Genomic DNA, 18,465 nt, shown 5'->3' with positions numbered 1-18,465 from the left:
CGGCGGACCTCAGGGTCCCGCCCCAGATTGCCCACCAATATCACCTTGTTCACACTGCCTGCCATGACAGCCTCTCCTCATTCACATGAGGCTGTTGTGGGGCCGGAGGGGCCCAGGGGCAAGCCGGGAGGGCAGTTCTGCACAGGCCTGTCCCCAGAAAGGGTGGGCGGCGCACAGCCGCCCTGCCCCGCGGATCAGGCTCAGATCACGTAGAAGTCGTTGTGGCTGAGGGCGAGGTTCTTGTTGAGGGTGGCGATCTTCACCTGGGCGACACCGCCCGTTCCGTCCTTGTCGTAGTACAGGGCACCCGTGTCCTTGTCGTAGACGATCCGGTCTTGCCCGTCCTGCGCCTGCTTGCTCTTCACGAACATGTCGCTCTTGAACTTCTTCGGTCGTGCCTCAGAGCCGGTGCCGAGCTTGGTGAACACCGCATTGTCGAGATGAAACGCGTCGTCCTGCCTCCCAAAGTCGGTGACTTTGTCCACGTTCGAGGTCCGGTTCGGCCGCGTGTCGAAGACGAAGATGTCCTGACCCGCGCCGCCCGTCAGCGCATCCTTGCCGGCGCCGCCCGACAGCTTGTCGTTGCCGCCATGGCCTTTCAGGATGTTAGCGCCCGCATGTCCGCTGATCGCGTTGGCGGAGTTTGACCCTTCAAGGGTGTAGGCTGTCCGGCCGCTCACGGCAGCGAGCTTCAGCACCTCCACATCGGCCGCGAGGTCGAGGCGATAGCTGCCCGAGGCAATCACCGTGTCGGCGCCTTGGCCTTTGGCTTCCTTGATCAGGTCGCGGGCATGATCGACGTAGAAGGTGTCATTGCCTTCGGCGCCGGTCAGGGTGTCCGCCCCTGCGCCGCCGTTGAGCGTATCGTTGAAGCGGCTGCCGATATACTGATCGTCCCCGCTCGTCCCATCAAGTTTGATCCCCTTCTGGCGCGGATCGATGATCTGGGCGTGAATTTCCGCGCTTTCATCACCGATGCGATCGTTTTGATCGTTCCAGGAGACGACGACACGGCCGTCCTGCAAAGTCTTGAGTTCTGCAGCGATTTCACCGTCAAAGCGTTCGACCAGCAGATCAGCTCCCAGGCGATCGTGCTTGCTGTCGAAGGTGGCGAGATAGAGATCCTTGGCCAAGGGGGGCGCCCCCTTCTCGAAATATGAGATGGCAAAACCGCCATCCGCCGTCTGAGTGACGGCAGGCTGCGCCAGCGCGTCCGCCCCAGGGGATGTGCTGGATTTGACAAGGATCTCGCCTCCCGCCTTTGAGCCATCAGGGTTGAGGACTTGCGCTTTGACGGCCATGGAGAGGATGTTGTTATCTCCATCAAAAGACCTGGTCTGCTCAAGCCAAGCGATAACGGCCTGGCCATTTGTAAGGGTTGCAGCAACCGGGTGGAAGGACTCGGTGGCGGTGTCCTCAGTGCGGATCGTCTCTGTGACGAAGGCGGTTGAGCCGGCCGGCGTCGACCCATCATTGTTGAAGAAATGGCCGCGCACAGTGTCGCTTCCGGTCCGGTCTTCGAAGAACACCACGTAACGTCCCTGCAGAGCCACAATGTAAGGATTCTCGGCGTTGACATCCGCTGGTGTTTCAACCGTCATCTCGTCGCCTGCAGGCTTGAGCGAAGAGCTGAAGGCTTGTACTTTGATGTCAAGGTTCTGCGCATAGGCAACGGCAGACCCTCCATTGGACAGCGCAGCGACGCTGGGTGTCGGATTCACTTCCAAAGAAGCAGAGCCGATCCTGACATCAGGCCCGATTGCGACACCGTCATCTGTGTAGATGTTCGCCCAGATCTTGAAATTGCCTCCCGGGTTGGTCAGCCAGACCACAGCGAATCCGCCACCCTTCAATGCGGTGACCTGAGGATCCATCTGGAGATCAAAGGCTGTTTGATTGACCAGAAATTCACCACCGCGCTTGCTGCCGTCGGCATTGAAGATCTGACCACGGATGGTCCCGTTGTCTGTATCGCCGCCGGTCGCGCTCATATCCTCCCAAACGGCAACGAAAGTCCCGTTCTTCAAGGCATGCAGCCTTACATCCTGCTGATGATAATGGGTTGTGGTGTTGACGAGGAACTTTGGTCCCCAAAACGTTGGCGTTACCATGGTTTTCTCTTTCCATAGCCCCCGGAATCGACTGTTCTTATGTTTGCTGTCATATAAAGTGACGATACAACGTTATATTCAACCGCCCGGCTTCCCCTTTTGAAGCTGAACATGCTCGCCGGGTGTGCTGGCGCACGTGTTCCAAGAGAAGGCAGGCTGACATTTCCGTTCCCTCAGGGCAGCGACTCGCTCAGAGGGGAAGCGCAGCGGAACCGACATTTCCCTAACGGAAGGAGACGCTCGCGCTGATCAAAAGGCCCGATCACGGGGTCAGAAGCAGCAAACGGCCGAGGAAGAGGGCCTTGTGCCCCATAGGCATTCTCCCGAACACTCCCATGTTGATCATGTACCCCCTTTGTTCTAGCATCGCATCCCTAGAATCATCCGCCGCATTGCGCCGGCGGCTGGTCCATCACATATGCGGGAGCCGGCCTGACGAGGCCGAACCTTCCTATTCAAGGCTTTGTGGGCAATGGCTAAACTCGACGACCTGTTCAACCGCGCCAAGGCGGGCGATCCGAATGCGCGCGTGATCTCCGTGCGCGGGGCGCGGGAGCACAACCTCAAGAACGTCGATCTCATGGTCCCGCGGGACCAGCTCGTGGTGTTCACGGGGCTGTCCGGCTCCGGCAAGTCGTCGCTCGCCTTCGACACGATCTATGCCGAGGGGCAGCGCCGCTACGTCGAGTCCCTCTCCGCCTATGCACGCCAGTTCCTGGAGATGATGCAAAAGCCGGACGTGGACCAGATCGACGGCCTCTCGCCCGCCATCTCCATCGAGCAGAAGACCACCTCCAAGAACCCCCGCTCGACGGTGGGCACCGTCACCGAGATCTACGACTACATGCGCCTCCTCTGGGCGCGCGTCGGCATCCCCTACTCTCCCGCCACCGGCCTGCCGATCGAGAGCCAGACCGTCTCCCAGATGGTCGACCGGGTGCTGGAGCTGCCGGAGAAGACCCGCCTGTTCCTGCTGGCCCCCGTGGTGCGCGGCCGCAAGGGCGAGTACCGCAAGGAAATCGCCGAGTTCCAGAAGAAGGGCTTCCAGCGCCTGAAGATCGACGGTGAGTACTATGCCATCGACGAGGCCCCTGCCCTGGACAAGAAGTTCAAGCACGACATCGACGTGGTGGTGGACCGCATCGTGGTGCGGGCCGACATCGCCGCGCGCCTGGCGGATTCCTTCGAGACCGCGCTGGAGCTCACGGACGGCATCGCCGTCATCGAATATGCGGACGAGACCGACGAGAAGGGCAAGCCGAAGCGCATCGTCTTCTCGTCCAAGTTCGCCTGCCCGGTCTCCGGCTTCACGATCCCGGAGATCGAGCCGCGCCTGTTCTCGTTCAACAACCCCTTCGGCGCCTGCCCCACCTGCGGCGGCATCGGCCACGAGATGCGCATCGACAAGGCCCTGGTGGTCGACGAGACGCTCTCGCTGAAGCGCGGCGCCATCATGCCCTGGGCGAAGTCCTCCTCGCCCTATTACGGCCAGACGCTGGAGGCGATCACCAGGCACTTCAAGGCATCCATGACGAAGCCATGGGAGGAGCTGCCGGAGAAGGTGCGCGACGTGATCCTCTACGGCTCGGACGGCGAAAACATCCGCATGGCCTATGACGACGGCATGCGCGCCTACGAGGTGAAGAAGCCCTTCGAGGGCGTGATCCCCAATCTGGAGCGCCGCTACAAGGAGACGGAGAGCGACTGGGCCCGCGAGGAGATCGGCCGCTTCATGAGCGAGACGCCCTGCGAGGCCTGCGGCGGCAAGCGCCTGAAGCCCGAGGCGCTCGCGGTGAAGATCGCCGGCTCCGACATCGGCGACGCGACGGCTCTCTCCGTCAAGGACGCGCAGATCTGGTTTGCGGACCTGTCGAAGAAGCTCACGAAGAAGCAGAACGAGATCGCCGGCCGGATTCTCAAGGAGATCCGCGAGCGCCTCACCTTCCTGGTCGATGTGGGCCTTGAATACCTGACGCTCGCCCGCGCCTCCGGTACCCTGTCCGGCGGCGAGAGCCAGCGCATTCGTCTCGCTTCCCAGATCGGCTCAGGCCTCACGGGCGTTCTCTACGTGCTCGACGAGCCGTCCATCGGCCTGCACCAGCGGGACAACGAGCGCCTGCTCGGCACGCTGAAGCGCCTGCGCGATCTCGGCAACACGGTGATCGTGGTGGAGCACGACGAGGACGCCATCCTCCAGGCCGATTACGTGTTCGACATCGGCCCGGGCGCGGGCATTCATGGCGGGCAGATCATTGCCGAGGGCACGCCCGACGAAGTCATGGCGAACCCGAAGTCGCTCACGGGCAAGTATCTCACAGGCGAGATGTCCGTGAAGGTGCCGGGCAAGCGCCGCAAGGGCGATCCCAAGCGCATGCTGAAGGTGGTGGGCGCCAAGGGCAACAACCTTAAAGATGTGACGGCGGAGATCCCGCTCGGCACCTTCACCTGCATCACCGGCGTGTCGGGCGGCGGCAAGTCCACCCTCGTCATCGACACGCTCTACAAGGCCGTCGCGCGCAAGCTCAACAACGCGCTGGAGCACCCTGCCCCGCATGAGCGCATCGAGGGTCTGGAGCATCTCGACAAGGTCATCGACATCGACCAGTCGCCCATCGGCCGCACCCCGCGCTCGAACCCGGCGACGTACGTTGGCGCCTTCACGCCGATCCGCGAGTGGTTCGCAGGGCTCCCCGAGGCGAAGGCCCGCGGCTATCAGGCCGGCCGCTTCTCGTTCAACGTGAAGGGCGGCCGCTGCGAGGCCTGCTCGGGCGACGGCGTGATCAAGATCGAGATGCACTTCCTGCCCGACGTCTACGTCACCTGCGACGTGTGCAAGGGCAAGCGCTACGACCGCGAGACGCTCGAGGTGAAATACCGCGAGAAGTCCATCGCCGACGTGCTCGACATGACGGTGGAGGAGGCCCGCGAGCTGTTCAAGGCGGTGCCGTCTATCCGCGAGAAGATGCAGACATTGGCCCGCGTCGGCCTCGACTACGTGCATGTGGGTCAGCAGGCCACCACGCTGTCGGGCGGCGAGGCGCAGCGCGTGAAGCTGTCGAAGGAGCTGTCGAAGCGCGCCACCGGCCGCACCCTCTACATCCTCGACGAGCCCACCACCGGCCTGCATTTCCACGACGTGGCGAAGCTGTTGGAGGTGCTGCACGAGCTCGTCGACCAGGGCAACAGTGTCGTGGTGATCGAGCACAACCTCGAGGTCATCAAGACCGCCGACTGGGTGATCGACATGGGCCCCGAAGGCGGCAACGGCGGCGGCCGCATCGTCGCACAAGGAACGCCCGAGGACATCGCCGAGTCGAAGGACAGTCACACCGGGCGGTTCCTGAAGGAAGTGCTGGAGCGCAGGCCCTTGAAGAAGGATGCGCCTAAGAAGGCTTCTGCCAAGAAGGAAGCTTCGAAGAAAGAGGCGCCCAAGAAGGACAAGAAGGTGACGCGGCAAGCGGCGGAGTGATTTATTCTAAGGGCTCTCCAAGTCTATAGTTAAAAGATCGTCACTCAGTTCATCGTCTGAGCACTGATAAGATGAGAAATCGATCTCGGCCTGCATAAAAGGGACGCAGGACAAAGATATAAGTAGAAGCCCCTCTCCTACCCTCAATTATCCGTCCGAACATCGAACAGATGCGGATACTGCCGCGGCTGCGAACGCAGGTACTGGTCAGGAGCCTTCACAGCGGCGCCGAAATGCGCGGCGGCGTGCCAGGGCCAGCGCGGATCGTAGAGAATGGCGCGGGCAAGCGCGATGAGGTCGGCGTCGCCGGTGCTGAGAATGGCCTCCGCCTGCACGAAGTCGGTGATGAGCCCGACGGCGATCACCGGCATGGAGGTGGCCTGCTTGACCGCGCGGGCGAGCGGCACCTGATAGTTCGGGCCGACCGGGATGCGCTGCGCCGGCGTTAGCCCACCGCTCGACACGTGGATGGCGCTGCATCCGCGCGCTTCGAGCGCCTTGGCGAATTCCACCGTCTCCTCGATCGTCCAGCCGCCCTCGGCCCAGTCCGTGCCCGACACGCGCACCGTCACGGGGCGATCCGCAGGAAACGCGGCGCGGACGGCATCGAATACCTCCAGCGGGAAGCGCATGCGGTTCTCGAGCGAGCCGCCATATTCGTCCTCGCGCCGGTTGGACAGGGGCGAGAGGAACTGATGCAGCAGATAGCCATGGGCCGCATGGACCTGCACCGCATAGAGGCCGAGCCTCCCCGCGCGTTTCGCAGCATCGGCGAAGGCATCCCGCACCCGCACAAGTCCATCCTTGTCGAGCGCGGTCGGGGCAGCCTCGCCAGCATCGTGGGGAATCGCCGAGGGCGCCTCCGTCTGCCACCCTTTTGCATGATTGGGCGGAAGCTGCGCCCCGCCTTTCCACGGCACCTCGGTGGAGGCTTTTCGCCCCGCATGGCCGAGCTGAATGGCAATCGGCATGTCCGACCAGCGGCGGACCCCATCCACGACGCGCCGCATGGCGGCTTCGCATTCGTCCGAATAAAGGCCCACATCCGCGTGGGAGATGCGGCCTTCCGGGGTCACGGCAGTCGCCTCGATGGTCAGGAGCGCGGCGCCGGAGAGCGCGAGTTGGCCCAGATGGATCAGGTGCCAGTCCGTCATGCAGCCGTCTTGCGCCGAATACTGGCACATGGGCGCGATCACGATACGATTGACGAGTTCCGTCTGCCCGATCCGAAAAGGCGTGAAGAGTTTCGCTTGAGCCATTGGGCGTCTCCTGGATCGAGGGGCTTCTGCAGATCGGCGGTTGGTCTTCCTCAAACGCATGGAACGTCCAAAAGGTCGGCACCGATCAGGCGTGCGCGGGCACGAAGGAGAAGATCGACTGGTGTCGAGCGAACCTTCTACCCTGCGCGAGGCATTATAACGGTGAAACGGTTGAGAAAGGCGCACCAATGCCCGAACAGGACGTCACCTACCCTCCCCTCGACGTGCTCAAGCCCGTGGCGGAGAACCTCTGGATCGTCGACAGCGGGCCGCAGGAAGCGATGGGCTTGAGCCTGCCGGTGCGGATGACGGTGATCCGCTTGAGCAACGGCGATGTCTGGCTGCATTCGCCGACGCGCTACAATGCGGAACTGCGTCGCGAGATCGAGACGCTCGGGCCCATCCGCCATCTCGTGGCGCCCAACATCGCGCACTGGACCCATCTCAAGGAATGGCAGGGCGGCTGCCCCGCGGCCAAGACCTCCGCCGCCCCGAACCTCCGGCAGCGCCCGCAGGTGCGCAAAGCGGGCCTGCGGCTCGACCGCGAGCTGACCGACGCGCCGCCGGCCGACTGGAGCGGGGACATCGAACAGATTGTCGTGCCGGGCGGCGCAGGATTCCGAGAGGTTGCCTTCTTCCACCGCCCTACGGGCACGCTCATCCTGACGGATCTGATCCAGAACCTGGAGCCGGAGAAGCTGCCGCTGGGCACGCGCCTCTTCGCCAGGCTCACCGGCGTCGCCGCGCCCGACGGCACGGCTCCGGCTTACTTGCGCTTTGTGGTGCGCCTGCGCCGCAAGGAGGCACAGGATGCCGTCGGGCGGATCCTCGGCTGGAACCCGCAACGGGTCATCTTCAGCCACGGCCGCTGGTTCGACCAGGATGGGACGGGGAACCTGAAGCGGGCCTTCGCCTGGCTGCTGAAATAGCGCTCTGCCCCTTCTGCGCCCTTGCCGGCCGTCTACGAACGGGCAACCATCGCGGCTTTTCCAGTGGAGGCGACCATGAACGCTGCCGACGCATCCTTCAAAGGCTCCATTCCAGCCTTGTACGAGCAGTATCTCGGCCCGCTGAAATTCGAGCCCTTTGCCGAGGATCTGGTGGGGCGGCTGACGGATATGGGCCAGGGTCGCCTTCTGGAGACTGCGGCTGGAACGGGCATCGTGACCCGCGCTCTGGCGAAGACCCTGCCGCAGCAGGTCGAGATCACTGCCACCGATCTCAACCAGTCCATGCTCGACCTTGCGCAATCCAGGCTGCAGGCTCCGAACGTGCGCTGGCTCCAAGCCGATGCTCAGAAACTGCCCTTCGACGATGCCAGCTTTGACGCGGTCGTGTGCCAATTCGGCGTGATGTTCTTTCCCGACAAGCTCACCGGCTACCGGGAGGCCTTGCGTGTGCTCAAACCCGGCGGACGCTTCCTGTTCAATATCTGGAACTCCCTCGACCACAACCCGGTCAGCCGGATCGTGTCGGAGACCGTCGCAAAGGCTTTCCCTGAGAACCCGCCCCGGTTCATCGAGCGGGTGCCCTTCGGCTATTCCGATCCCGACAGGGTCCGCGGCGAGGTTCAGCAGGCGGGGTTTGAGAACGTTGATATCGACGTGATGAACAAGGTCAGCCGAGCGCCTTCCCCACGGGAGCCTGCCATCGGCCTCTGCCAGGGCACCCCCCTGCGGGCCGAGATCGAAGCCCGCGCCCCGGAGCGGCTTGAGGAAATCACGTCCGGAGTTGTGGAGGCGCTCTCCGGCCGCTTCGGCGCATCATCCTTCGAGAACCAGATGAGCGCTCTCGTTGTGACCGCCTGGAGATAGATGAGCCGCGGCTCAAAGTCGGCACGAACCCTGGGCGGGCGCCCTTGACACTCCTTTGCACTACTATATCTGCCGAGCCAAGCTTCCCATGCCGCGGCATGGAAACGCGAAATATGGCTTCCCAAACCGGACGTACGCTCAAGTTCGAGAGACTCTCGCAAAGCCATGCAAGGAAGGTCTTCGTTTGTGAGTCCTGTGACGCCGAAGAGCCGCACCGTCTTCTGGCCTTTGCAGTTGATGCTGGTCGCTAGCCTGCTCGGGCCGGCCCTGTTTTTCGCCTACACGGCCTGGGACGATTACCACCGGATCCGCCAGCACTCGGACGAGCGGATCGAGCGCGCCCTGGATGTGGTCCAGGAGCACAGCCTCAAGGCTTTCCAGACCATCGAGCGCACCATGGCCGAGACGAACGAGGTGCTGCGCGGCCTCACGCCGGAGCAGATCCTCGCCGAGGAGGCCCGCCTCCAGAGCCGCCTGCGGCGCACCCAGGACGCCCTCCCGCAGATCGAGTCGATCTGGGTTTTCGACAAGGCTGGCCACCCGCTCGTATCGAGCACCATCATGCCCGTGCCCCGCGATCTCGACAATTCGGACCGCGACTACTTCAAGGTGCAGGCCCAACAGGACGCGGGTACTTTTATCGGTCGCACGATCATCTCCAAGATCGGTGACATCCGCTTCTTCGTGGTGAGCCAGCGCCGCCCGATGCAGGATGGGAGCTTCAACGGGATCGTAGCGGTGTCCGTGCGCCCGGAGCATTTCCGCGAGTATTATGGTCGGATCTCCCAGGCCCTCGCCGATTCCATCAGCCTTATCCGGTCCGACGGGGAGTTCCTTGCACGCTATCCATCGCGCGGCGACGACCCCCTCCAGCTCACCCCTGGCAACAGTCTCTTGCCGGCCATTCAGAGCAACGTCCAGTCGGGGCTCATCACCACTGTCTCCCAAATCGACGGCATCGAGCGGCGCATCGGCTATCGGAAGGTACCGGGTTACCCGATCTACGTGACCACCGGGATCGAAACCGCCAGCATGTGGCGGGCCCTCTGGTCTGAAATGGGCCAGCTCCTGGCCTTCGGCATACCGGCGACCCTGGGCTTGTTCGCCATCAGCCTCCTTGCCCTGCGGCGCACCCGCAGCTTCCACGGCGAGGTCGAGCGCCGCGAGATAGCCGAGGCCGCTCTCAAGCAGGCGCAGCGGCTGGAGGCCGTGGGCCATCTTACCGGAGGTGTCGCCCACGACTTCAACAATCTGCTGATGGTCGTCAAAGGCAATGCGGACCGCCTGCGGCGCTATCCCATGGAGGAACGGCAGAAGCGATCCCTTGACGCCATCGAGACGGCGGCAGGACGCGGTGCGAGCCTCGTGCGCCAACTCCTGTCCTTCTCCCGCCAGCAGACGCATGAACCTGAGGTCGTCAATCTGTCCCGCTACCTCCTCGACCTGCAGGACATGCTTCGCTCATCCCTGCGAGGCGACATTGCCATCGACATGCAACTGCCGCACGGCCTGTGGAATACCAAGGTCGATCTGAATGAGCTCGAGCTTGCCATCCTCAACATTGCTGTCAATGCCCGGGATGCCATGCCCGATGGCGGACGGCTGCTGATCGAGGCCTGGAATCTGAACTTGCGCGACTCGGATGCGATCGGACTCAAAGGCGACTTCGTCGCACTCAGCCTCACAGATACGGGCTGCGGCATCCCCGAGGAGGTGCTGCCTCATGTCTTCGAGCCGTTCTACACGACCAAAGCCGTCGGCAAGGGAACCGGCCTGGGATTGAGCCAGGTCTACGGCTTTGCCAGACAATCGGGAGGCACCGCGACCGCCCTTGCCACGCATGGGCGCGGCACCACGATCACGCTCTACCTGCCGCGCACAATCGAGGTCGCCGAGGACGGGAGCGCACCCATGCCGGAGCCTCAGGCTCGAAGCGGCAATGGCCATATTCTCCTGGTGGAGGACAACGCTGATATTGCCGAGGTCACCAGTGCCAGCCTGGAAGAGATCGGCTTTAGGGTGACCCATGCTGCCGATGCCCAGGCCGCCCTCTCGGTCCTGCGGTCCGGCACGCGCATCGATCTCGTGTTCAGCGATATCGTGATGCCGGGCGAATTGAACGGAGCAGATCTGGCGCGCATCATCCGCAGTGAGCGACCTTCCCTGCCCGTCCTGCTGGCCACAGGGTACAGCAATGTCGCTCAAGCTGCCATGGACGACGGGTTCACCATCCTTCGCAAGCCTTATGATTCGACGGAACTGCGGGCCTGCATCGACCGGGCGCTCGGCTTTGTCCCGCTTAAAGTGAGCGCATAAGCAGAATCACGATGTGCCAGGGGGCTCCTGCCGGTCAATGCACCGTTTCGGTCAGCGGCACCGAGTGAAGAAGGGTCCCGAGAGGGCAGACGATTTCGAGCCGCCATCCCGACCAATCATCAGCCTCGATGCCGATCTCCGCCCTCAGCTCCTCGATGGCGAGGAGAGCCTGTGCCTTGGCACTGTCAAGATCTCTGACCTCGATCCCTGCGTTGTCGAGAATCTCGTCATGACTGCTCAAGAGGTGGAAGAAGCAACGCATATTGGACCACCCACCCCCATGGAAAGGATGAAAACTGCTAACGGGTTTTGCCGGCGAAGTGAAGAGACCTTGCGGCCCCTCTCCTTATTCGCCTTTCGTAGCAGCCTCGCCTCCTATGGGATCAAGGCTGTCCAATGAGACCCACCCGACATCCGGACGGGGTGCAGGCACCAGATAGGCGCGCCCTGCTTCGATCCGCTCGATCCGGCAGGTGATCGCCCTCTGATCACCGGGAGGACGGTAAACCACCGTGCCTCCGACCTGGAGCTGGTCAGGATGGCGGGAAGCAGCTGCGGTCTGTAGAGGCAGCGCCTCAACGGCCGAGTCGTGTCCGGCCCTGACCCGGTCGAGGGCGGCAATCGCCAACTTCGCCCGATCCCGATATCGTTCGCTGACCGGCCTCAGAAGTGCACCGCGTGTCCGTCCCGGATACCATGAGACGCCGCCCGCTTTGGCCAGCTCCTCTGCAACGGCTTCAATCTCCTCGTCTGTCACACGTCCCCCCGAGAATGGTTATCACAGAATTTGCCCTCTAATCTGCCAGAAGAGAACTTAACGTAGAGTAATAAGCAAGTTTCTCATTATCATGGGCTGCAATCTCTTCGATCCCTTCTCTGTTCTCCACGAGAGAAATATCAACGAGCCAGGCTCAGCAGTACATGAAAGCGGCACCGGGTCATCATCGCACTGTCCCTGTGCCTGAAGCCTTAGTTCGGCTTGAAGTCAGAATATTTTCAGGCGCTCCAAGTCTAGACGGACAACCTTCGTGCACCGCTCAAACCCTGTCAAAGTAGAAGATGCCAATCGCGCTTAGAACCGCAGCGATTTTTCAGATCCCTTCCTTGTAAGTACCCCCAATGACGGTTTTTGATCAATAATATCCATTCAACTTATCCTATGATTGACTTTATCCAAGATGCTCGCCTCTGTTTTGAACTTTCGTCCGTGTACGCTTAACCAATGACACGCCATCGCCCGGACTTGTTGGGCAGATAGCAATGCACAAGCCCGACGATAGTCATGTCTATACGAGACGGCGCTGTTGTGCGTGAGCGTTCACACGGAACACCGTGCGCATCTCAGAATTCGCAAGGACACTGCCAATGACCACGATCTTTGTCAGCAATCCAACCGGCAGCGCTTCGGCCAATACGGCGGCGATCCGGGCTGCCGTTGAACAGGCCCATAAGGTCTATTTGAGCGATCCCGCCAAAGCTCAAGTGAAGGTTCAGCTGGCAGCAGGCACCTGGGTGGTCACTGGTGACAAGACCAATCCCTCCAAAGGAGCCATCGAACTGCCATCCGGCGTCGAGCTCACGGGGTCGGGAAACCGCGATACAATCATCAAGCTTCAAGACAACTTCAATGCCAGAATTAACGGCATTGTGCGCACGAAGGTGGAAACGGTCGACAAGGTCACTGTCTCGAACCTCGTCATAGACGGCAATCGCACCAACAACACCGACCATCAGGCAGGCTTTATCTGCGGCATCAAGGAAGACGGCTCAGGCCGCGTGCAGACCAACATCACTGTCGATGGCGTCGAGGTGAGAAATTGCACGGCCTACGGGCTCAACCCGCACGAGATCACATACAATATGGTGATCACGAACTCGGTTTCCCATCACAACGGCTTGGACGGCTTTGTCGCCGACGCGGTCTATGGCGGCGTATACAGGAACAACGTGGCGTACGAGAACGATCGTCATGGCTTCAACATCCAGAACGAGACGAGAAATCTTGTTCTGCAGAACAACGAAGCTCACCACAACGGCTTCCGCTACATGTTCAACGGCGAGTTGGCAGGGGGCGCGGGCATCACCATTCAAAGGGGGAATATCCTACCCGCCGGTGAGACGACGATTCCATGGGTGTCCGACGTCCAGATCATCGGCGGTTCCTATCATGAGAACGGCAAGGAGGGAATCCTCGTCAAACTGTCGCAGCGGATCACTATCTCGGCCGTGGACGTCTACGGCAATGATCATCAGGGGGTGAGGATCGAAGGCTCAAAGTCCGTGACCCTCGCCGGAAGCCGCATCCACAATAACTCGCACGAATTCGACGGCCGGTATGACGAGGTCAACATCCGTCTGAGGCTGGACAAAGAGTTCTCCCAGCAAACCTACTATTCCGTCGACACGATGATCATCAACAATCACATCTATTCCGATGGTGCCATCAATGCGCGCTACGGGATCCGTGAGGAACCGACCAATGCCCAGGGTGGACCCACGATGATCGTCGTGTCCGGCAACATCCTTTCCGGCCAGGATTCGGGAGCGATCTCTACCTCGATCCACAAATGGATAGGCAACGCGGCTGCCAACTCCCGCCGGGGGACCAATCAGGATGATGACCTGAGCGGAAGGTCCGGCAACGACACGATCCGCGGCCTGAGAGGCAACGATCACGTTTACGGAGATCTGGGCAACGACAGGCTCTTCGGCGATGCCGGCAGGGATCGGGTGTTTGGGGGAGAGGGCAACGATCGTCTCTATGGAGGCCTCAGCAATGACATTCTCTTCGGCGAGGCCGGCCGAGACGTTTTTGTCTTCAATACAAGGCTGGGATCATCCGTCAGCGATCGGCGCGTGGCCTTCGATACCGTTGTAGACTACTCCGTGCGCGCCGACTCTGTCTGGCTCGACAATGCCATCTTCCGGAAGCTCGGTCCCGGCAGCGCCAGCAAGCCGCGCAAATTGGATGCCGATTTCTTCAATGCAGGTAACAGACCAAAGGATTCGGACGATTACATCAACTACAACAAGAAGACCGGCATCCTGTCGTACGATTCCGACGGCTCAGGTCCTCGAAAGGCTGTTGAGTTCGCCCAGTTCAAGAAAGGACTCGCTCTGAACCACAACGAGCTTTTCGTGATCTGAGGCAAAGATATCGCTTCACGCCACCACGACCACGTTGCGGCCGCTTTCCTTGGCGCGGTACAGAGCAAGATCTGCACGCTGCAGCAAATCCTCGGCTGAAGCGCGAGGGATCGTCGCGCAGCCGATGCTGACGGTCACCTCGTCTGTTCTTCCGAGGGCAGCCTTCCCGGCTTCGGCAAAGGCATGGCGGATTTTTTCTGCAAGGATGGCAGCGTCCCGGGCCCCGATGGGGAGGATTGCCGCGAATTCCTCTCCCCCCAGCCTGCCGAAAGTCCCCTTCGGAAGAATGTCGGTGAGCGTGCGAGCGAAGACGCTGAGGATGCGGTCGCCGGCAGCATGGCCATAACGGTCGTTGATGGCTTTGAAATTGTCGAGGTCGAACAGCAGGCAACTGGCCGGCCGGTCGTCCAGACGATTGAGCAGCCTGGACGCTGCCCGAAGAAAGGCGCGTCGGTTGGGAATCCCGGTCAGGTCGTCGACAAGCGCCGCCTGCTTGTATTCGAACTTCAGACGCTCCTTCGCCATGGACAGAAACATGAAGGCGAGCGTCGGTCCGATCACCACAAGGAAGAGAGCCATTTCCGAGGACCAGCGACGGGCGAACGTATCGATCCAGGGAACCGACGTGAGGGAGATGCCGAGCAGCCCACGGAGGAGGTTGAATCCCGCAAGGCCGGACAGGAGCACGACCGCGACGCGCTGCGAGGCAAGCGCCTGCACCGCATGACGCGCCAGTTCCCAGGCCGACAGGGCCGAATAGGCGCCTGTCAGCAGGGAGGCCAGGATGAGACGGTATCCCTGCGAGTCGTAGATGAAGGGAAAGGCGCAGATCCAGACGGCGACACCCGCACCTCCGTGGAGCAGGATGCCGGAGCGTTCGTTGAACACCCTGCACCCGACATAGAGAGTGCCATAGGACAGGATACCCAGTGCGTTCGCCAACAGGAGAACCGCATAACTCGGCGGGCCGGCTCCCAGGTTCGCCCAACCGATCCCGACCGCAATGAGCCAGAAGGCGCTTCCCCACCAAGCCAGAGCGCTCAGCTTGCGGTTCAACGTCCATGAGAAGACCAGCAGCGAGCCGAGCACGGCCGACAGCAGGATGAAGGCGACGGTAAGGGTGGCGGGGTCAAGAACCATCGGAGCAGCTGTCATGCGGTCGGCCGCAGAGATGGGCCCCGCAGGACATTCCCCTGCGGAATGCGGGCCACGCTATCCATCATCGCCGTCGGAATGTCCAGCAACATCTGATCCAACGCATGACCGGGCGGTCGGAACGAAGGCTTGGCCGATGCATTTTTCCTCAAGCCAGGCCTTGAGAGGAGCAGTGTCATGGGTCGCTATCATCGTCATGGGGTGCAGAGCACGGCGGCCATCGCCGGACACCCGCTTCATCACATGCTGATCGTCTTCCCCGTCGCCTTTCTGATCGGGGCCTTGGGTACAGACATCGCATTCCTCGCAACCGAGGACCTGTTCTGGGCTCAAGCCTCCTATTGGCTTCTCGTTGCCGGAATTGTCACCGCTCTCGTGGCCGCCGTCCCCGGCATGATCGACTTCGTGACCATCGACCGGGTGCGCAATGTCTGGGTGTCATGGGCTCACATGGTGGCCAATCTGGTTGTCGTCGCTCTTGCTCTCGTCAATGTGGGCGTGCGCCTGGACGATCCGGCTGCCGGGGTTCAAGGCTGGGGCATCTGGCTGTCCGGCGCTCAGACGGCCCTGCTGCTGTTCAGCGGCTGGCTCGGCGGCGAAATGGCCTATCGTTATGGCATCGGGGCAATCCAGGATTACAGCCCCAAGGCCGAGCAGTTCCACGTGGAGGTCGACCGCCCGGACGTGGCGGAGCAATACGGCCGCCGGAGCGGGTCGGGCGGGGTCTGAAAACCCCTGCCTTGCCTTCTTGCCTCTTGGAGCGGAGCAGATAAGCTCCGCTTCATGAAGCACTCTTCGGCCATCCTTGCTCTAGTTGGACTAACGCTGGCGAGCCAAGCGCAGGCTGCCTTTCCCTGCCCTCCCGGCTTTGCCATGCTCCAGGCCTCGGGTACCTGCGTGCGGATCAGCGGCACTGTCCGGGCCGATGCCCTTGCAGGTTCGGGGCTGGCCGGGTCCGGTTCGTACAGGACGCAGCCGGGGGCACGCTTGCAGATCGATGTGAGAAAGCAGACCGAATACGGCCCCTTGCGAGTTGTGATTGCCGTTGGAAGCCTGCGCCGATAGACAGGCGCCAGGAAAAGGGGCGCCTGAAGGCGCCCCTGTATCGACAGCTTAGTAGTCGTAGTTGTCGTAGTATTCTTCGCGATAGTAGGTCCGTCTCGGGGCCTCGTAGGTCCTGTAGGATGGCCTCTCATAGGTGCGGTAGGCCGGGCGGGCCGATGCAGCGAGCGCACCGCCAAGGATAGCCCCCGTCACGCCGGCTGCAATGGCAGCGTTGTTATTGTTGCGACGCTGCACGACGTAGCGCTGAGCCTTGTGGTTCTTCTGGTGCCCATAAGCATGGCCCTTGCCCTTTCCAGGGCGGGCGTCGGCGGCACCGGCGAAAGAGGTTGCAGCCAGAAGAGCTGCGCTGATGACAACAAGAGCTTTCATCATGGATCTACTCCAGAACAGTTTCGTATATAAAAACCGACTGGAAGAACGGTTCCAAAAATATCATTCAGCCAGAGGCTCAACAGAGTTCAAACTCTCAATAATACGAGGCGTATCTTCTCAGGATTTACATGCGTTTCCAACCTATTCTGCAGAAACGCAAGCACACCATTGAAGATCGATCATAACAACAGCAAAAGAGGGCGAGTCTCTGGCCCTCTTTCTACATTATGATGACCGATTTACTCGCTTGTGCTCGTGCTGCTCCCCGACGAGGAACCGCCCTGCTGCGGACGAACGGTCGTGGAGGAGTTGCCCGAACCGGACGTATTGGCGCCCGAGTTGCTGTTCACGTCCGTGCGGCTGCGGGTCGAGACGGTGCCGGTCGTATCCGGAGCGCTCGAACGCGTCCGCGTGGTCGAGACATTCACGTCATTGGAACGACGCTGCTCGATGGATACGCCAACGCTCGGCGAGGTATCCTGCGTCCGGCGGATCGTCGTGCGGCGATTGACGGACACGCTCGGCTCATTGACCTCTTCATAGCGGCGCACGGTCCGACGGCGGACCTCCACCGGCTCGTCGACAACCTGGTAGCGGCGCTTCTTCGTGACGACCTTGTTGGTCTTCTTCGTCTTCTTCACCGCGACTTTCTTGGTGGGCTTCTTCTTGACCACCGTGCGGCGCACTTCGGTATCCGGCTCCTCGATGGTGGTCACGCTGCGGCGGCGGGTGACGGAGACGCTCGGCTCCTCAACTTCACGCACCGTTCGTGAGCGGACGGATACTCCAGACCGCTCACGGGTCTCGATGCCGACTCCGACACGGGTATTGCCCTCTTCGCGGGTGCGGACATTGGTCTGGGTACCCGAGGATTCACTGCGGGTTGCGCCGGTGGTCTCCGTCCGGCTGCTGGTCCCGGACTGATTGCGCAGCAGGTTGTTCGAATCCGACGACTGCGACTGGGAAGACGTGCTGGTGCTTGTGTTGGTCTGGGTCGATGTCTGGGCATAGGCCGCACTGCTCAATAAGAGAAGGGCAGCTCCAAGGGCGATTTTCTTCACGGAAGCATCTCCATTACTGTAAAGCTGCGGGGTGAACGCAAACCTGTGGAGACTGTTCCAACGAGCCTGAAGTAACTATGGATATTCGTGAAGTCATTTCGGAACATGAACATTTGTTCAAGATGCTACATGGGCTCATTGTTGCTTTCAGAAGCGCCCGAACCCGTCCCTTGAGTCAAAACCACCGTTCGAGAACGTATGGAGCCATGCTCCAAACTTATGCAGGCCAGGAGCAAGCGTGGCCATAATGAAGGGCAGTTTATGGACTAATTGCCCAAGCACCCTGCTCCTTGGTTGAAAGGCATGCCTAATGAGCACTGCTGTTAACCTGGCATTAGCCCGCTATGCTACTAAAGCATAACAGCCCTACACTATTACCACTCCTCTTCGGCACTGCACACACCTATATCCGCACTGCACACGCAAGAACAAATGCCACCGGCCACAGGGGCCGGTCACTGATGAGGAGCTTCCCATGTTCGTGTCCTATATTCTCTCTAAAGTCCGCGCTTATATGCGTTATCGCGAAACTGTCCGCGAGCTTTCGCTGCTGTCCGACCGCGAGCTAGACGATCTCGGCATCTCCCGCTTCCAGATCGAGAACATCGCTCGCGAGCACGCTGCCGCGTAAACATCTGCTGCATTGCAGCATAAGGCCCTCGCCCGCCCATTGGCGGGCGTTCGCTTGTCTGAAGA

Annotated in this window: 15 protein-coding genes and 1 pseudogene; 8 read left to right on the top strand and 8 right to left on the bottom strand. The window is 61.3% G+C overall.

Annotated elements, in window-relative coordinates; genetic code table 11:
• Together AC0QTX_RS17530 and AC0QTX_RS17525 are read right to left on the bottom strand one after the other, a co-directional pair.
• A pseudogene (locus tag AC0QTX_RS17530) lies at positions 1–65 on the bottom strand (single-stranded DNA-binding protein); the annotation flags it as partial.
• Between the two features lie 135 nt (positions 66–200).
• Positions 201–2,111, bottom strand: a complete 1,911-nt coding sequence (locus tag AC0QTX_RS17525; RefSeq protein ID WP_474605097.1) for a hypothetical protein — start codon at positions 2,109–2,111, stop codon at positions 201–203.
• 472 nt (positions 2,112–2,583) lie between these two features.
• On the opposite strand from AC0QTX_RS17525, the gene uvrA reads away from it, so the two are divergent.
• Positions 2,584–5,580, top strand: a complete 2,997-nt coding sequence (gene uvrA / locus AC0QTX_RS17520; protein ID WP_474605096.1) for an excinuclease ABC subunit UvrA — start codon at positions 2,584–2,586, stop codon at positions 5,578–5,580.
• A gap of 143 nt (positions 5,581–5,723) precedes the next feature.
• Here the strand turns inward: uvrA and AC0QTX_RS17515 are convergent, their stop codons facing one another.
• The gene (locus AC0QTX_RS17515; protein WP_474605095.1) at positions 5,724–6,839 is read right to left on the bottom strand and encodes an NADH:flavin oxidoreductase/NADH oxidase; all 1,116 of its coding nucleotides are present in this window, start codon (positions 6,837–6,839) and stop codon (positions 5,724–5,726) included.
• Positions 6,840–7,027: 188 nt separating this feature from the next.
• Between AC0QTX_RS17515 and AC0QTX_RS17510 the strand changes: the two genes are divergently transcribed.
• The 3 genes from AC0QTX_RS17510 to AC0QTX_RS17500 all read left to right on the top strand — a co-directional run bounded on the left by AC0QTX_RS17510 (position 7,028) and on the right by AC0QTX_RS17500 (position 10,969).
• Positions 7,028–7,768, top strand: coding sequence for a DUF4336 domain-containing protein (locus AC0QTX_RS17510; RefSeq protein WP_474605094.1), 741 nt, complete (start codon positions 7,028–7,030; stop codon positions 7,766–7,768).
• Between the two features lie 75 nt (positions 7,769–7,843).
• Positions 7,844–8,653 carry a class I SAM-dependent methyltransferase gene (locus tag AC0QTX_RS17505; RefSeq protein WP_474605093.1) on the top strand — a complete coding sequence of 270 codons (810 nt, stop codon included), beginning with the start codon at positions 7,844–7,846 and terminating at the stop codon, positions 8,651–8,653.
• A 186-nt stretch (positions 8,654–8,839) separates the two neighbouring features.
• Entirely contained in the window at positions 8,840–10,969 is a 2,130-nt protein-coding gene (locus AC0QTX_RS17500) for a hybrid sensor histidine kinase/response regulator (RefSeq protein ID WP_474605092.1), read from the top strand.
• A gap of 34 nt (positions 10,970–11,003) precedes the next feature.
• Here AC0QTX_RS17500 and AC0QTX_RS17495 read toward each other — a convergent pair whose 3' ends face one another.
• Complete coding sequence (locus AC0QTX_RS17495; RefSeq protein ID WP_474605091.1) at positions 11,004–11,231, bottom strand: DUF6894 family protein; 228 nt, start codon at positions 11,229–11,231, stop codon at positions 11,004–11,006.
• A gap of 84 nt (positions 11,232–11,315) precedes the next feature.
• Positions 11,316–11,726 carry a hypothetical protein gene (locus AC0QTX_RS17490; protein ID WP_474605090.1) on the bottom strand — a complete coding sequence of 137 codons (411 nt, stop codon included), beginning with the start codon at positions 11,724–11,726 and terminating at the stop codon, positions 11,316–11,318.
• A 608-nt stretch (positions 11,727–12,334) separates the two neighbouring features.
• Here AC0QTX_RS17490 and AC0QTX_RS17485 point away from each other — a divergent pair.
• Entirely contained in the window at positions 12,335–14,116 is a 1,782-nt protein-coding gene (locus AC0QTX_RS17485) for a hypothetical protein (RefSeq protein ID WP_474605089.1), read from the top strand.
• Positions 14,117–14,131: 15 nt separating this feature from the next.
• On the opposite strand, the gene AC0QTX_RS17480 is transcribed toward AC0QTX_RS17485, so the two are convergent.
• Positions 14,132–15,256 (bottom strand): GGDEF domain-containing protein, encoded by a 1,125-nt coding sequence (locus AC0QTX_RS17480; RefSeq protein WP_474605088.1) that lies wholly within the window; start codon positions 15,254–15,256, stop codon positions 14,132–14,134.
• A 192-nt stretch (positions 15,257–15,448) separates the two neighbouring features.
• Between AC0QTX_RS17480 and AC0QTX_RS17475 the strand changes: the two genes are divergently transcribed.
• Positions 15,449–16,000 (top strand): DUF2231 domain-containing protein, encoded by a 552-nt coding sequence (locus AC0QTX_RS17475; protein ID WP_474605087.1) that lies wholly within the window; start codon positions 15,449–15,451, stop codon positions 15,998–16,000.
• 54 nt (positions 16,001–16,054) lie between these two features.
• Positions 16,055–16,336, top strand: a complete 282-nt coding sequence (locus AC0QTX_RS17470; RefSeq protein ID WP_474605086.1) for a porin — start codon at positions 16,055–16,057, stop codon at positions 16,334–16,336.
• A 48-nt stretch (positions 16,337–16,384) separates the two neighbouring features.
• Here the strand turns inward: AC0QTX_RS17470 and AC0QTX_RS17465 are convergent, their stop codons facing one another.
• Positions 16,385–16,708, bottom strand: a complete 324-nt coding sequence (locus AC0QTX_RS17465) for a hypothetical protein (RefSeq protein WP_474605085.1) — start codon at positions 16,706–16,708, stop codon at positions 16,385–16,387.
• Between the two features lie 239 nt (positions 16,709–16,947).
• Positions 16,948–17,769 (bottom strand): hypothetical protein, encoded by an 822-nt coding sequence (locus tag AC0QTX_RS17460; RefSeq protein ID WP_474605084.1) that lies wholly within the window; start codon positions 17,767–17,769, stop codon positions 16,948–16,950.
• A 475-nt stretch (positions 17,770–18,244) separates the two neighbouring features.
• Between AC0QTX_RS17460 and AC0QTX_RS17455 the strand changes: the two genes are divergently transcribed.
• Positions 18,245–18,400 carry a DUF1127 domain-containing protein gene (locus AC0QTX_RS17455; protein ID WP_474605083.1) on the top strand — a complete coding sequence of 52 codons (156 nt, stop codon included), beginning with the start codon at positions 18,245–18,247 and terminating at the stop codon, positions 18,398–18,400.
• Positions 18,401–18,465: the final 65 nt, after the last annotated feature.

This window comes from Microvirga sp. jy35 (assembly GCF_056148915.1).
The sequence above is the reverse complement of the archived record's forward strand: the minus strand, read 5'-3'. Positions and strand labels throughout refer to the sequence as shown.